Consider the following 14,647-nt stretch of genomic DNA (forward strand, 5'->3'; position numbering starts at 1 on the left):
TTTTCCTCCAATTATAATTCAAAATTTATTTGCTCTCTATTATTAATCAAACTTTTGTATCCCAAATAAAGCGACAAGAAACTTGCAATGTTAACGCTCGCGCAGATGGCTATCATCACAGATATCTGATAAATTATTGCAGTGTTTGGGCTAACTCCGGATAGGATTTGTCCTGTCATCATTCCAGGAAGACTTATAATTCCCATAGCAATCATGCTGTTCAAATTCGGTAGTATCGCCATTTCTACGGATCGATTGACAATAGGAATGAGTGCTGTGTCTGCACTTACTCCCAAATTAATTAACGTTGTGATTTTATTTTTGTTTAGTTTCAGATTTTCGTTTAAGTAATTTACTCCCAAATTCACAGCCGTCATCGTGTTTCCGAAAAGCATCCCAGAAATTGGAATCGCATATTGTGCATCGAAGATAGGTTTTCTGATTACAAATCCTACGTAGAAGCACTCCACAAGTAATCCTGAAAATAATATGCTAAATCCTATAATCGCTTTGAATTTGTCAGATAAATGATTTCCTTTGAAAACTTTTAAACTGCTGAATGCCGCCATTATCAATATGTAAATTATTACAAATAAATTGTTGTTCGAATTTATCACATAAGTTAGAATGAACCCTGCGATTATAAGTTGTACAGTCATACGAACACTTGCTACAACTAGCATTTTTGTTTTGTTGATACGACATTTCTTCATTACGAATAACACAACTAACAAAAGCAAATAAATCAGAACGAACCTAGTCCATGGTATTTTAATTATTCCCATTTTATTCTCCCAAATCGATTATTTTATCTGCAAATTCGTCGACTAATTGTCTAGCGTGACTCACAACTACAAGTGTAATGTCGTTGTGTTTGCAATAATCCACGATATTTTTCATCATATCAAATGCAGTCTTATTGTCCAACGCACTTGTCGGCTCATCCAATAACAAAACCTCAGGATCTAAGCTAAGAGCAATAGCCAAGAATACCCTTTGCTTTTCTCCTCCGGAAAGTTTCTCAACATTGAGGTTCAAATCGACATCGAAATTAGTGATTTTCAAAAACTTCGTGATTTCTTCGTCAGTTAATTCTTCTAAATCGCGTAGCTTGTAAAACTCATGGAAATTCTCTCTTATAGTCATATCAAACAAGAAATTTTCCTGGGAAGTCATTATGATGTTTCTTCTCAATTCAACAGGTTTGATATTCAAAATATTTTTATCTTTGTAGAAAATTCTGCCCGATTTCATTTGTAATGTGTTGTTGATAAGTTTGAGAAGAGTGGATTTGCCACTTCCACTCTTACCCACAACGAAAACTACTTCGTTTTTATCTATAGCAAAATCATCGTACTCTTTGATGAATTTAATATTTTCAAATCTCAAAATTTCCATTTAAAATTCCAGCTGTTCCTTGAGTGACGCCTTGAATTTTTTGAGAATTTTCTTCTCCATTCTGCTGACAGTCATTTGGGAAATATCCAATTCCTCTGCAATCACGATTTGTGTTTTCTTATCAAAATATCTTCCAAGAAGAATTTTCTTTTCAACTTCGTTCAAATCCTCCATGCATCTGTTGATCAAATCCCTGTTTTCAAACTTCAGCATGTCCTTGTCTTCTTCTCCAATCAAATCGCTAAGATTAGTGTCCCTGTCATCACTTGATTGATCGATCGATTGATCCAATGATTGTGGAGCATACACCTTCGCCCCTTCCAACACTTCCAAAACTTCTTCGTTGGATATCGACAAGTAATCTGCGATGTCTTCAACTGTTGGAGATTTTTGCATGGTTTGTGCAAGGTGAATCTTGGCGTTGGCAACTTTTTTGTTGAGTTCCTGAATTCTGCGTGGAACTCTGATGACCCAGCCTTTGTCTCTGAAATATTTCTTGATTTCTCCGACTATTGTAGGAGTTGCATAGGAGGAGAATTCGTAGCCTTTTGATGGATCGTAGCGGTCAATCGCATAGATCAGTCCGATACATGCGACTTGGTACAAATCATCGTATTCGATTCCCCTTCCTGTGTATTTTTTAGCTAATATTTCAGCGATATACAGGTTTTTTTCAACGAGAGTATCCCTTGTTTTCTTGTCTCGTGTTTCTTGGAATTTCAAGAATAATTCTTTAATATTCTCCTGTTCTTCTTTACTAATTGATTTATTCGCCATAATATTATTTCCTATTCTTGATTACTTTTATCTCACTTCCATTGATTTCGTATTCATCCATTAAAGATTGGATAATCATTTCCGATATTTTATCCTTTTCGTTGTTTTCACGTGGATTAAATCCGTCTAATTTGAAGATTAGTGTTAAAGATTCATCGTCAATAGTCATTGTACAGTCGATGATTTTGGATCTGTTTCTTTGTAAATTCAAACATTCACTCGCGCACAATTTGATATCTTCAATATCGTCTACTGAAAATCCACACTTCATCGCAATGAAAGATGCTGAAAGTCTTATAAGAGATACATTTTCTTTTTCATTTTGAAAACTTAATCTGAATTCTTCCATTATATCTCCTTTATTACGAAAATCTTGTCCATTTCTGTTATCGTGAACACTTTATTGACGTGTTTTTTGATATTGTCGATGTAGATTTTGTGGTTATTGTCTCTTAGTTCGTTGTACACTTTTATCAAAGCACCAAGTCCTGTTGAATCTATAAATGAAAGATCTGTCGCATCAATTCTGATGTCATTTGGATTTTTCTTGTATTCTTCCAATAAATCATCTCTGAATTCGTCGCAAGTGTTAATGTCCAAATCACCTTGGATTCTTACAATTATTTCGTCTTTTGTGACTATATCGTAGTTTAATTGCATAATTTTCTCCTTATTCTTCAAAATACTTAGCTACAGCTACTATCGCATCTTCGCCCTTATCTGTATTTTTCAATAATACACCAGATGTTGATCTTGAAAGTGTAGATATTCCTTCCGCTTTAATTCTGATAACCTCAGCTTTTTTGCTAATCAAAAGTATCTCATCTTCGTTTTTCAATGCCTTAGCACACGCTACATCTCCTGTTTTCTTGGCGATTTTGTAAGTTCTGATTCCCTTTCCACCTCTGTTTTGTGTAGTGTAGTTGGATAATTCAGTCTTCTTACCGTAACCATTTTCACTGATAACTGCCAAGAATTCATTGTCTTTTACCAAATCAAATGAAATAACTTCATCGTCTTTGTTAAGCGTTATAGCCTTTACTCCGATAGCATTTCTGGATAAATCTCTCAATTGATCCACATTAAATTGCAAACTCATTCCTTTTTTAGTGACGATAATTACATTTTCATTTTTTTCGACAAGTTTTACATCGATTAGCTCGTCACCTTCGTCAAATTTGATAGCTATGATACCAGTTTTTCTAATATTTTCGTACAAATCCAACGAAGTCTTCTTCACTTTACCATTTTTAGTGATAAATATTATAAATTGGTCGTCTTCTTTGTCCTTATCCAATGCCAATACTTGTGTAACACTTTCATCGGCATCGATTTGGATTAGGTTAATGATGTTGGATCCTCTAGCAGTACGGCTTGCTTCTGGCACTTCGTAAGCTTTTAGTGAGTAAACTTTTCCTTTATTAGTGAAGAACAACAAATCTTGATGAGTTGTAGTTGCGAACATATCTTTGATGAAATCTCCATCTTTCATTCCCATTGCATTAACACCACGTCCACCTCTGTGTTGAACTTTGTATGCATCGGTTGAAATTCGTTTAATGTAGCCTTTGTTAGTGATAGTAATAAACATGTCTTCTTCTTCTAGAAGTTCCATATCTTCAAAATCACCGTCATCTCTTAGAATTTTAGTTCTTCTGTCGTCTGAATATTTTGTTTTAATTTCTGTCAATTCGTCTTTGATGATTTCTAATAACATGTGTCTGTTATTCAAAATTTCTGTCAATTGTTCAATCAATGCGCTCAATTCGTCAAATTCATTTTGTAGTTTTTCTTTTTCCAAACCTTGCAATCTTTTAAGTCTCATATCCAAAATTGCTTGGGCTTGAATTTCTGAAAAACCAAATCTTTGCATCAATTTTTCAAGCGCATCATCGTAACTTGTTCTGATAATGTGAATAATTTCATCGATATTGTCGATTGCTTTCAACAATCCTTCAACTATGTGAATTCTCGCCTTCGCCTTGTTCAAATCAAATTGCGTTCTTCTTCTAACGACTATTTCTTGGTGAACAAGATAATGGTCGATTAGTTGTTTCAATGTCAAAACTTTTGGAACGCCATTTACAAGTGCAAGGTTAATTATCCCGAATGTAGTTTGCATTTGAGTGTATTTGTACAAGTTATTAAGCACGATATTTGGATTGGCATCTCTTTTTGTTTCGATGACAATTCTCATACCTTTTCTGTCCGATTCATCTCTCAAATCACTGATACCTTCTAATTTCTTTTGTTTTACAAGGTCTGCGATTTTTTTGATTAAGTTGGATTTGTTAACTTGGTAAGGAATTTCTGTGACGATTATTTTGTATCTTCCCTTTGATTCCTCAATCCTAGCTTCTGCTCTTAGTTTGACTTTTCCACGTCCTGTTGTGTATGCATTTTTGACTTCTTCAAGTCCCATGATGTTTCCACCCGTTGGAAAATCAGGAGCCTTGATGTGTTTCATCAATTCTTCTATTGTAATATTTGGATTGTCGATTGATGCGATTAATGCATCTATAGTTTCACCTAAGTTGTGTGGAGCCATATTTGTCGCCATACCAACGGCGATACCACTGGATCCATTTACGATTAAGTTAGGAAATCTGGATGGAAGTACAACTGGTTCTTGTTCTTCACCGTCGTAGTTGTCTTGGAAATCAACAGTATCTTTGTTGATGTCACGCAACATTTCAAGTGATAGTTTTGCCATACGTAACTCCGTATAACGAGGTGCGGCAGCTCCGTCACCGTCGATAGAACCGAAGTTACCTTGACCATCTACAAGTGGATATCTCATGTTGAAATCTTGTGCAAGTCTTACAACTGCATCGTAGATTGCGCTGTCACCATGAGGGTGATACTTACCCATTACTTCCCCTACAAGTCTTGCGGACTTGGAGTATTTTCTATCTGGGAACAACCCTTGTTGTTGCATTCCGTAAATTATACGTCTGTGAACAGGTTTTAGCCCGTCTCTTACATCTGGAAGTGCACGTGATACAATTACACTCATAGAATAATCCAAATATGCACTTTCCATTTCTTTTTTCAAATCAGCTGGTTTTATATTGAGTTTTCTTTCTGTCATATTATTCTCCTAAGCGTCAATGTTTTGTGCATAAACAGCATTTTGTTCTATAAATTCTCTTCTTGGTTCAACATCGTCTCCCATCAAAACGTCGAATGTGTTGTCGAGTTCGTTTTCGTCTTCTCCGTCGATTTCAACTTTGATTAGGATTCTGTGTTCAGGATTCATTGTAGTATCCCACAATTGTTCTGCGTTCATTTCACCAAGACCTTTGTATCTTTGAACTTTGATGTTACTTCTTTCGCCGTATTTTTCCAAAGCTTCTTCTAATTCTTTTTCTGTGTAGCAATATTCCATTACCTTAACACCTTTGATGATTCCGTAAAGTGGTGGTTGTGCGATGTACACGTGACCTTTTTCCACTAATGGCTTCATAAATCTGTACAAGAATGTAAGTAGAAGTGTTCTGATGTGCGCTCCATCGACATCGGCATCGGTCATTATTACGATTTTGCCGTAGCGAAGTTTGCTGATGTCAAAGTTTTTTCCTATTCCAGTTCCAAATGCAGTAATCATAGCTTTGATTTCGTTTGAATTTAAAACTCTTTCAAGGTGAGCTTTTTCTACATTCAAGATTTTACCTCTCAATGGCAATATAGCTTGGAATTTGTTGTCCCTGCCACCTTTTGCAGAACCACCGGCAGAATCCCCTTCTACAAGGAAGATTTCGTTGTGTTCGATGTCTGAGCTTTGGCAGTCAGCAAGTTTTCCTGGAAGTGTAGTATTGTCAAGCACCGATTTCTTACGAACCAAATCCCTTGCACGTCTTGCGGCAAGTCTTGCTTTTTGTGATGCCAATGCTTTTTGTATAATTGTCTTGACGATTTTTGGATTTTCTTCAAAATAAAAACTCAAATGTTCATATACAACGCTGTCCACAACAGTTCTAGCTTCGGAGTTACCCAATTTTCCTTTTGTTTGTCCTTCAAATTGTGGGTTGTTAAGTTTTACTGAAACAACAGCAGTGATACCTTCTCTGACATCATCACCAGATAAGTTATCGTCTTTTTCTTTTAATATGTTTTTGTTTCTTGCATAATCGTTAAGAGCACGAGTAAGTGCAGATTTAAATCCTACAACATGTGTTCCACCGTCAACTGTTTTAATGTTATTAGTAAATGAAACAATAGTTTCGTTATAGCTTTCAGTGTATTGCATAGCTATTTCCACTTTAGTAGTTTCTTTTTCTCCTTCGATATACATAACTTCGTGATCCAAAGGCTTTTTGGATTTGTTGATGTATTCTACAAATGATTTGATACCACCTTCGTAGTGGAACAATTCCTTGTAGCCTTCTCTTTCATCAGCAAATTCTATCTTCACGCCCTTATTCAAAAACGCCATTTCTCTGAATCTTTTTGCAAGAACATTTTTGTCGAAATTCAAAGTTTCAAAAATCGTATTGTCCGGCATAAATTCAATTGTTGTTCCAGTTCCTCTGACATTTTCTTTTATAACAGTAAGTTCTGTAACAGTTTTTCCTTTTTCAAATCTTTGTTCGTACATTTTGCCGTCTCTTTTGACTCTGGCAATAAGATATGTACTTAAAGCATTAACACAACTTACACCAACTCCGTGAAGACCACCTGAGTATTGATAAGCGTCGTTTGAAAATTTACCACCCGCATGAAGCACTGTAAGTACAGTTTCAAGCGTTGATTTGCCTGTTTTTGGGTGTGTTTCAACCGGAATACCAGAACCATCATCTTCTACAATAACTGAATTGTCTTTTTTTATAGTAACCTTAATCAAATCACACACGCCAGCCAACGCCTCATCAATTGAGTTGTCGACTACTTCGTACACCAAATGGTGTAGACCTTTTTCATCAGTAGAACCGATATACATCCCTGGTCTTACACGAACCGGTTCCAATCCTTCTAATACTGTAATCTGATCTGCAGTATATTCTCTGTTTTTTTTCATTATATTCCTTTCATAAAGTTATTCATCAAATAATTCCCACTAATATTTGACTTGTAAACTCCTCTATTAGTTATGACTATAGACCTTATAGTAATGTCCTCATCTTCATTCACAAATTCTACGTTTTTCGTATAATCCAAATCATCCTTCTTGAAATCTGTGAAGAATTTGTCCGAGACATTAACTACTGCTATAATCTCATTTTCATCAATTAATGTGTTGTTGCCAATATCCAAATACATATCATTCACCTATTTTTATCGTGTACAACCCAACAGGCGCTCTTTCTGAAGTCGTCAGAAAAGCTTGAAAATCCTTGATATATCTGATGATGTAGTTGATTCTGTAATCGTCAAGTTCACTGAACACATCATCCAACAAAATAATTGGCAATCTATCATTATAAAATCTACTCAAATCCAATTGCGCAAGCTTCATCGATAAAATAGCAGTTCTCACCTGAGCTTGAGATGCAAAAAACTTAGCCGATTTGTCGTTGATTAAAATATCCAAATCATCACGATGGATACCTAAATTAGTTTGCTTATTTTCCAAATCCTTATCCAAAATATCTACCAAACTCTTGTAATAAGTATTCTTTTGATTAGTCATATCCTCTACATATTCTATCGAAAAATTATTTTCCATGTCCAGCTTATCATTCTCATCACTCAAATTTGAGCACACGTTTTTTGCGATAAGATGTAGCCTTTCGACATAGCTTTTTCTCTTGTGCATAATATATGAGCCCGTGTCTGCCAATTGAATATTCAAAGCCTTCAACTGCTCATTAAAATACGAATTGTACCTGTGGTTTTTGATGAGCTTATTTCTCTCATCCAACACTTGATTGTACTGTTTCAAAACAGTCCTGTAGTATTTGTCCACACCACTTATGGACTCATCCAAGAATTTTCTTCTCAAAGATTTCGATTCTTTTACTATCTTCAAATCATCTGGCTTAAAAACAATACACTCAAAATACTCATTGTATTCTTTAATAGTATTCACAAAAGCTTCATTCACATTGAGTATCTTTTCGTTATTTTTAATAGTAATATCTATCTTATCCTCAAAACCATCATCGTAGACATCCATTACAATGCGAGCCTCATCTTCACCGAATTTAATCAAGTGAGAATTGGTGTTGGTTTTGAAACTTTTTCCCTTCAAAGCTACATTAATAGCTTCCAAAATATTAGTCTTACCCGAGGCATTTCTGCCTACAATCAGATTCAGACCATCACAAAAATCCAATTCTATTTCACAGAAATTCCTGTAATTATATAATTTTAATTTTTGAACGATCATTATTCGACTACGTATTTCTCTCCTTCAAATTCCACTACATCTCCTGGATAAAGCTTCTTGCCGCGTCTTATCTCCACCTCGTCATTAACCTTAACCATGGATTCTTTAATAAGTTCTTTCGCCATGCCACCAGTTTGTGCGATGGATGCGAATTTTAGAAACTGTTCCAATTTTATAAATTCAGATTCAATTTTAACACTAATCATTATTACCTCCTGCAAGTTTTACCGGAAGGACAAGATAAGTGTAATTGGTATCGTTCAATGGCTTAAACACCATCGGTCTTAGACTTCCACTCATATTCAAAGTAATATCGTCATCATCAATAACCTTCAAGCCATCTAACAAATACTTAGCATTAAAAGCAATCTTCAAATCTTCTCCACCGATTTCGCACTTCACATACTCATCGACCTTACCAATATCAGTATTAGATGAAATATGCAATTCATTTCCAGAAAAATCAAGCTTAACCAAGTTTGCCTTGTCTTCTTTTGCCATAAGAGATGCTCTTTCCAAAGCCATTTGTAAAGCTCTCTTTTCTATAGTAACAACAGTTGAGAAATCTTGTTTCATAACTTGATTGTAGTCGATATATTGACCATCGATTAATCTAGAATAAACATCAGTGTTTTCCAATTTGAAAATAATATTTCCAGTAATAATGTTAAGAGTTATTTCCCCTTCTTCCAAAATCTTGTAAACTTCATTCAAAGCTCTCGCTGGAACAATAGCCTTCATTTCAAACTCACTCACATTACTCATACAATCAAGTGAAACTCTGTAACCATCTAAGGCCACAAATTCAATCCTATCGTTCATAATATTGAACAAAACACCTGTCAAATCTGGTCTTGTTTGGTCCATACTTGTAGCAAATGATGTTTTTCTGATGGAATCTCTAAGTTCAGATTGTTCCAAAGTCAATTTAACATCCTTATCTATATAAGGAAGAGATGGAAATTCGTTTGAATCTTGACCTTGAATGTTGAATTCCGTAGACAAACATTTAATATTGATATTATTATCGTCCACTTCAATATAAATATCATCGTCAGGAAGCTTTCTAATGATATTTCCTATCATTGATGAGTTAATTACAATTTGACCTTTTTCGTAGATTTCACAATTTGCTCTAGTATCCACAATAAGTTCCAAATCCGTAGCAACAAGTCTAAGACAATTTTCTTCTGCGATGAACAAAATTCCTTCTAATATCTGAATAGTCGTTCTAGATGACACCGCTTTTTGCGCAATATTGATATGTTTAAGTAATTCTTTTTGCGATATTTTTAATTTCATATTTTACCTTTCGTTTATACAAATAATAATAATAGTTAGTAATAGTAGTAGTAGGGCTGTTTGTATTGTGGATAACTCTAGTTTGTTTGTAATTTGTGGTGTTTTATATATTGATAACGATGTGTATATAATTGGCACAAGCTGTGCGATTATCAACATTATCAACTTTTTACAATTTTAGTTTATCACTTTAAAGTTATCAACAACTTATCCACATAGTTATTAATATTAAATTGTGGATAGAAAACTCTAAAATAAACTTATCCACAATCATAAAGTTTAATAAATTAAGAATTTTGAATGTAGCTGATTAGGTTATCAATTTCTTCATCAAATTCTGAACTTTTTTTGATATCATTCTCAATTTTCTTGATTCCATGCATTACTGTTGAGTGATCTTTGCCAAAACTTGAAGCAATACTAACCAAAGAAATATCCAACAATTTTCTGGACACATACATTGCTATTTGCCTTGGATATGCGATTTGTTTGGATCTCTTTTTTGAAAGCAAATCATCTTGACTTACATTGTACCTATCACACACACTCTCAATGATTAAATCTATAGTTACAGGTCTTAATTGAGTGTCTGCGATAAGTTGTTTTAGAACATTTTTTGCCAAATCTAATGTGATGTTGCCATCTCCTATCAGAGTCTTTTGACCTACGACATTCATTACTGCCCCTTCCAACTCACGTATATTGCTTTTGACATTCATAGCAATATAATCGATTATTTCTGGGGTAAGTGATGTATTATTTCTATCTAAATACTCGTTTATAATAGCCACACGTGTTTCATAATCTGGTGGTTGAATGTCTGCCATTAATCCCCACTCAAAACGCGATACTAACCTCTCTTCCAATGTTTTTATCTCTTTTGGAGGTCTATCACTGGAAAGTATGATTTGCTTGTTGTGGTTATACAATTCGTTGAATGTGTGGAAAAACTCCTCTTGTGTACCTTGTTTTCCAGCTATGAATTGGATATCGTCGATTAGAAGCACATCGATGTTTCTGTATTTTTCTCTAAATTGTGAATTCTTTTTCGTAGACTTATCTCCTATTGAAGATATAAGCTCGTTGGTAAATGATTCACTTGTAGTGTAAATAACTCTTGCTTTTGGGTTATTTTTAAGTATTTCATGAGCAATAGCATGCATCAAGTGAGTCTTACCCAACCCCGCCTTTCCATGAATAAACAATGGATTGTAAGCTGTAGCAGGATTTTGTGCGACTGCAAGAGCTGCTGCTAGTGCTAGTTCGTTGTTTTTCCCTTTTACAAATGTATCAAACTTGTATTTGCTGATCAAATTCTTTCCGTAAAGGTAATCATCTTTTGGTTCTGGTTGTTGTATTACAGGTGTTTGTTTGTCTTCAACGGTGTAATTTTCTTGTGATACATCTTCATTTACAAGGATGGATCGTTGCCCATCTATGTTTTGGTTTTGAATTATATTTTCTTCTTTGTAGTTATCCATTTCGTAACGGTCGATGATGACTACTTTTCTCTTGACATTACTGATGAAATCCAAATATTTTTGGATATCGTCGTAGTATTTATTATAGATTGTTTTTTTGGTAAATCTATTTGGAGAAAGCAAAATAAATTCAGTATTTGTTAAATAAAGAGGTTTTAATGGAGCAATCCATGTGTTGAAGTTCAAATCAGACATTTCCTGTTTAAATGTGTTAGATATTTTTAACCAGAGTTCATCTTTGTCGGTCATTTTTCACCTCGTTTTTTTACTTATCAACAAGTTTATCCACAAAATGATGAGTTATCCACATTGAATAAATAGCTATTTTCCAATTTAAACAAAAAAAATATATAATTTATTCACATTTGCACAACTTATCCACATCAATTTATAGAAAAATAATTGTGGATATTAAATTAGAATATACAGCAAATTCGTGTAGTTTTAAAACAAGAATTCACATAGTATCCACAACTTATCAACAATTTGTTAATAAATGCGTACTTTTCATACTTTTTGATACTTTAATTATAGCAAATCATATCTTTTATTACAAATTTATTGAAAATTTTGATAAATGGTTTTGTGTTTGCGATAACTTATCCCCAAAAGGAGTTTAATATTTTAAATTTAGAATGAATTGTGGATAAAAGTTATCCACAATTTTTACTGTTTTGTGGAAATTTTTAAAAATTTTTCTCTGGTTTTTGATTTTTTATTCTCGAAAAATATTTTATAAATTTTCTCAATTAATTGGTATTTGTCAACAAAAAAGCTTGACAATTGTTATTGTTATAAGTATAATTGGAGTAGTGTTTTTATAGGCAAAAGTCCTTATATTTTATACTAGGAGGTGCGATTGATGAAAAGAACTTATCAACCAAATAACAGAAAAAGAAAAAAAGACCACGGATTTAGAAATAGAATGGCTACTAGAGGTGGAAGAGCTGTTTTAAAGGCTAGAAGAAGAAAAGGTAGAAAAGTATTATCAGCTTAGGTCACATTCATTGTGGCCTTTAATTTATTATGGATAAAAGTGTAAGGTTAAGAGATAACAGGGAATACAATGTTGTCTACAAGAGGGGAAAGACTTATTATAATAGAAACTTCTCTTTGGTAGTGTACAATTCAAAAAAAGGAACTCGAATCGGATTCTCTGTTACTAAAAAGTACGGCAATGCCGTTGAAAGAAACAGAATCAAGAGGAAACTTAGAGAGATTGTAAGGCTTAATTTCTCTGAGTTTGACAAGGGCTTGGATATGGTTATTATCCCGAAGAAAAACACTGAAGACTTAACTTACAAACAGCTAGAATCTGCATTATTGCACGTTTGTAGAAAGGCATCGAATAAAAAATGTCAAAAGTGATGATATTTTTAATCAAATTCTACCAAAAAGCTATATCGCCGTATTTGGGGCATGGGAAGTGCAAATACTATCCAACTTGTTCTCAATATGCATTGGAGGCTTTCAAGAAAAAGCCGTTTTTCAAGGCGTTAGGGCTGACTATTTGGCGAATTTTACGATGTAATCCATTTTCAAAAGGCGGATATGACCCACTAAAATAAAAAGGAGTTGTAGAATTGCAAATAATTGCAAATGTATTTGGAACTATTCTTAGGTTCATATATGAAAACATCTCACATGTGATGGCTGAACCTAAAAGTATATCGTATTTTGCGATATCAATTCTTTTATTAACACTTATTTATAAGCTTATAACTCTTCCGGTAACTATTCATACGCAAAAAACTCAAGAACAAAATGCTTTGATGCAACCGGAAATGAAGGAAATTCAAAGAAAATACAAGAACGACCCACAAACTCAACAATTAAAGATGCAAGAATTATACAAGAAGTATAATTTCAATCCTTTAAGTGGTTGTTTGCCAATTATCTTACAAATGGTTTTGGTTTTGGCATTATTTAGAGTAATGAGAGAACCAGGAAAGTACATGTTTGATAATGTGTCTAAGATTAATGAGATCGCTCGTAATTTCTTCTGGATACCTGATTTGACTAAACCAGATCCAGTATTGTTTGGATTGCCTTTAATAAATGCTTTCACTCAATTTTTAGTAGCAAAGATCAGTATGCCTACTAATAACAAGGATAAGAAATCAAATGAACCTGATCAAATGGAAATGATGAACAAATCAATGATTTATTTCATGCCTATATTTATGTTCTTCATTTCAAGCAAATACGCTTCAGGTTTGATTCTTTATTGGGGATTTTCTAACGTTTTAGAAGTTATAATAAGGTTAATAATTAAGAATAAAGACAAAAAAGATGTTGCGGAGGAAGTTAGATGAGAAGCACAGTAGTTAGTGCGAAGACTGTTGAAGAATGTGTCAATAAAGCTTTGGATAAGCTTCAAGCTAATCGAAACGAAGTTAACATCGAAGTTATAAATGAAGCTAAACAAGGTTTTTTGGGCTTGTTTGGAGCAAAGGACGCTGTCGTTAGAGTGTCATTAAAAGACGATGTTAAAGAAAAGGGAACAGGCGATTTTGTGAAGAATATCCTAAACTCTGACTCTAACTCAGTTGAAACAGAACAAAAAGAAGATACTAAAGTTATAGAAGATAAGAAAATTGTAGAGGAAGTTGAAGAAACAGAACCTACAGAAGCTGATAATGAAGAAATCGTAGAAGAATCAGTAGAAACAGTAGAATCTGAAGAAGTTACAGAAGTTGCAGAAGCTGAAGAAGCTGTAAAATCTGAAGAAACTGAAGAAGAACAAGACACTGAATCTGATGTTACTATTGATAGAAACGACGAACTTTTCATCACAAGCAAGAATTTCTTGAAACAAATGATTGAAGATATGGGAATTGATTGCGATATCGAATCTAGAACTGAAGGAAATATGATTAAGTTCAATATTATGTGTTCAGAAGAATCTGATATCGGAATTATCATAGGAAAAAGGGGAGAAACATTAGATTCTCTTCAATATATCGTAAACTTGGTTACTAATAGAAACAGTGATACTTACATCAGAGTTATTTTGGATTGCAACCAATACAGATCCAAAAGAGAGAGATCTCTTCAAAAATTAGCTAGAAGATTAGCTGATAAGGCTGTTCAAACAGGAAGAGATATCAAGCTTGAACCTATGAATCCATACGAAAGAAGAATCATTCACACTTATCTTCAAAACGATGAAAAAGTGAATACATTCTCTCAAGGCAATGAGCCTAATAGAAGAGTTATTATTAAGAGAAAATAAATTACAAGACTACATATCTTTGGTATGTGGTCTTTTTTTGTGGGATGACAAGAAATAAAGTTGACAACAAATTTTTTATGATTTATCCTAAGAAAAGGAAAGTGGTGATTATCATGACAATTTATA

General features: G+C 33.8%; 17 protein-coding genes. 5 read left to right on the top strand and 12 right to left on the bottom strand.

Annotated features, from left to right (window positions below; translation table 11 throughout):
• Positions 1–11 precede the first annotated feature (11 nt).
• From GKG00_RS05665 to dnaA, 12 genes are all read right to left on the bottom strand, one after another.
• On the bottom strand, positions 12–785 hold the full coding sequence (locus GKG00_RS05665) for an ABC transporter permease (RefSeq protein WP_094207876.1): 774 nt from the start codon (positions 783–785) through the stop codon (positions 12–14).
• A 1-nt stretch (position 786) separates the two neighbouring features.
• Positions 787–1,398 (bottom strand): ABC transporter ATP-binding protein, encoded by a 612-nt coding sequence (locus GKG00_RS05670; RefSeq protein WP_154254659.1) that lies wholly within the window; start codon positions 1,396–1,398, stop codon positions 787–789.
• Positions 1,399–2,175 (bottom strand): SigB/SigF/SigG family RNA polymerase sigma factor, encoded by a 777-nt coding sequence (locus tag GKG00_RS05675; RefSeq protein ID WP_002835933.1) that lies wholly within the window; start codon positions 2,173–2,175, stop codon positions 1,399–1,401.
• Between the two features lie 4 nt (positions 2,176–2,179).
• A complete protein-coding gene (locus GKG00_RS05680) occupies positions 2,180–2,524 on the bottom strand; it encodes an ATP-binding protein (RefSeq protein ID WP_002835934.1) in 345 nt (114 codons plus the stop codon).
• Positions 2,524–2,835: an STAS domain-containing protein gene (locus GKG00_RS05685; RefSeq protein ID WP_094204592.1), complete on the bottom strand. Its 312-nt coding sequence runs from the start codon at positions 2,833–2,835 to the stop codon at positions 2,524–2,526. Before GKG00_RS05685 ends, GKG00_RS05680 begins: the two co-directional genes overlap by 1 nt.
• A gap of 10 nt (positions 2,836–2,845) precedes the next feature.
• Positions 2,846–5,266: a DNA gyrase subunit A gene (gyrA, locus tag GKG00_RS05690; RefSeq protein ID WP_002835936.1), complete on the bottom strand. Its 2,421-nt coding sequence runs from the start codon at positions 5,264–5,266 to the stop codon at positions 2,846–2,848.
• A 9-nt stretch (positions 5,267–5,275) separates the two neighbouring features.
• Complete coding sequence (gene gyrB / locus GKG00_RS05695) at positions 5,276–7,192, bottom strand: DNA topoisomerase (ATP-hydrolyzing) subunit B (RefSeq protein WP_154254660.1); 1,917 nt, start codon at positions 7,190–7,192, stop codon at positions 5,276–5,278.
• Complete coding sequence (locus tag GKG00_RS05700) at positions 7,192–7,434, bottom strand: DUF370 domain-containing protein (RefSeq protein WP_094206481.1); 243 nt, start codon at positions 7,432–7,434, stop codon at positions 7,192–7,194. The genes gyrB and GKG00_RS05700 overlap by 1 nt, the downstream gene beginning before the upstream one ends.
• A gap of 1 nt (position 7,435) precedes the next feature.
• Positions 7,436–8,503 (bottom strand): DNA replication and repair protein RecF, encoded by a 1,068-nt coding sequence (gene recF / locus GKG00_RS05705; protein WP_154254661.1) that lies wholly within the window; start codon positions 8,501–8,503, stop codon positions 7,436–7,438.
• Positions 8,503–8,709, bottom strand: coding sequence for a S4 domain-containing protein YaaA (gene yaaA, locus GKG00_RS05710; RefSeq protein ID WP_094206577.1), 207 nt, complete (start codon positions 8,707–8,709; stop codon positions 8,503–8,505). Before yaaA ends, recF begins: the two co-directional genes overlap by 1 nt.
• Positions 8,702–9,805, bottom strand: a complete 1,104-nt coding sequence (gene dnaN / locus GKG00_RS05715; protein WP_002835942.1) for a DNA polymerase III subunit beta — start codon at positions 9,803–9,805, stop codon at positions 8,702–8,704. The genes yaaA and dnaN overlap by 8 nt, the downstream gene beginning before the upstream one ends.
• Positions 9,806–10,092: 287 nt before the next feature.
• Positions 10,093–11,535, bottom strand: coding sequence for a chromosomal replication initiator protein DnaA (dnaA, locus tag GKG00_RS05720; protein WP_154254663.1), 1,443 nt, complete (start codon positions 11,533–11,535; stop codon positions 10,093–10,095).
• 613 nt (positions 11,536–12,148) lie between these two features.
• On the opposite strand from dnaA, the gene rpmH reads away from it, so the two are divergent.
• From rpmH to jag, 5 genes are read left to right on the top strand one after another with little or no spacing between them, the layout of a single operon-like run.
• A complete protein-coding gene (rpmH, locus tag GKG00_RS05725) occupies positions 12,149–12,283 on the top strand; it encodes a 50S ribosomal protein L34 (RefSeq protein WP_002835948.1) in 135 nt (44 codons plus the stop codon).
• Positions 12,284–12,312: 29 nt separating this feature from the next.
• Positions 12,313–12,654: a ribonuclease P protein component gene (gene rnpA / locus GKG00_RS05730; RefSeq protein WP_002837620.1), complete on the top strand. Its 342-nt coding sequence runs from the start codon at positions 12,313–12,315 to the stop codon at positions 12,652–12,654.
• Complete coding sequence (gene yidD / locus GKG00_RS05735; protein ID WP_080565301.1) at positions 12,642–12,854, top strand: membrane protein insertion efficiency factor YidD; 213 nt, start codon at positions 12,642–12,644, stop codon at positions 12,852–12,854. Before rnpA ends, yidD begins: the two co-directional genes overlap by 13 nt.
• Positions 12,855–12,869: 15 nt before the next feature.
• The gene (locus tag GKG00_RS05740; protein WP_094207867.1) at positions 12,870–13,601 is read left to right on the top strand and encodes a YidC/Oxa1 family membrane protein insertase; all 732 of its coding nucleotides are present in this window, start codon (positions 12,870–12,872) and stop codon (positions 13,599–13,601) included.
• Complete coding sequence (gene jag, locus GKG00_RS05745) at positions 13,598–14,521, top strand: RNA-binding cell elongation regulator Jag/EloR (protein ID WP_154254664.1); 924 nt, start codon at positions 13,598–13,600, stop codon at positions 14,519–14,521. The genes GKG00_RS05740 and jag overlap by 4 nt, the downstream gene beginning before the upstream one ends.
• Positions 14,522–14,647 lie beyond the last annotated feature (126 nt).

It is taken from the genome of Finegoldia sp. BIOML-A1 (assembly GCF_009678325.1).
Classification (GTDB): Bacteria; Bacillota; Clostridia; order Tissierellales; family Peptoniphilaceae; genus Finegoldia; species Finegoldia magna.

Bases quoted from the DNA above. Each gene is read 5' to 3' on its own strand.
- GKG00_RS05665 (WP_094207876.1), bottom strand. From the start codon at position 785: ATGGGAATAATTAAAATACCATGGACTAGGTTCGTTCTGATTTATTTG.
- recF (WP_154254661.1), bottom strand. From the start codon at position 8,503: ATGATCGTTCAAAAATTAAAATTATATAATTACAGGAATTTCTGTGAA.
- rpmH (WP_002835948.1), top strand. From the start codon at position 12,149: ATGAAAAGAACTTATCAACCAAATAACAGAAAAAGAAAAAAAGACCAC.
- gyrA (WP_002835936.1), bottom strand. From the start codon at position 5,266: ATGACAGAAAGAAAACTCAATATAAAACCAGCTGATTTGAAAAAAGAA.
- dnaN (WP_002835942.1), bottom strand. From the start codon at position 9,805: ATGAAATTAAAAATATCGCAAAAAGAATTACTTAAACATATCAATATT.
- GKG00_RS05685 (WP_094204592.1), bottom strand. From the start codon at position 2,835: ATGCAATTAAACTACGATATAGTCACAAAAGACGAAATAATTGTAAGA.
- dnaA (WP_154254663.1), bottom strand. From the start codon at position 11,535: ATGACCGACAAAGATGAACTCTGGTTAAAAATATCTAACACATTTAAA.
- yaaA (WP_094206577.1), bottom strand. From the start codon at position 8,709: ATGATTAGTGTTAAAATTGAATCTGAATTTATAAAATTGGAACAGTTT.
- gyrB (WP_154254660.1), bottom strand. From the start codon at position 7,192: ATGAAAAAAAACAGAGAATATACTGCAGATCAGATTACAGTATTAGAA.
- rnpA (WP_002837620.1), top strand. From the start codon at position 12,313: ATGGATAAAAGTGTAAGGTTAAGAGATAACAGGGAATACAATGTTGTC.
- yidD (WP_080565301.1), top strand. From the start codon at position 12,642: ATGTCAAAAGTGATGATATTTTTAATCAAATTCTACCAAAAAGCTATA.
- GKG00_RS05670 (WP_154254659.1), bottom strand. From the start codon at position 1,398: ATGGAAATTTTGAGATTTGAAAATATTAAATTCATCAAAGAGTACGAT.
- GKG00_RS05680 (WP_002835934.1), bottom strand. From the start codon at position 2,524: ATGGAAGAATTCAGATTAAGTTTTCAAAATGAAAAAGAAAATGTATCT.
- GKG00_RS05700 (WP_094206481.1), bottom strand. From the start codon at position 7,434: ATGTATTTGGATATTGGCAACAACACATTAATTGATGAAAATGAGATT.
- jag (WP_154254664.1), top strand. From the start codon at position 13,598: ATGAGAAGCACAGTAGTTAGTGCGAAGACTGTTGAAGAATGTGTCAAT.
- GKG00_RS05675 (WP_002835933.1), bottom strand. From the start codon at position 2,175: ATGGCGAATAAATCAATTAGTAAAGAAGAACAGGAGAATATTAAAGAA.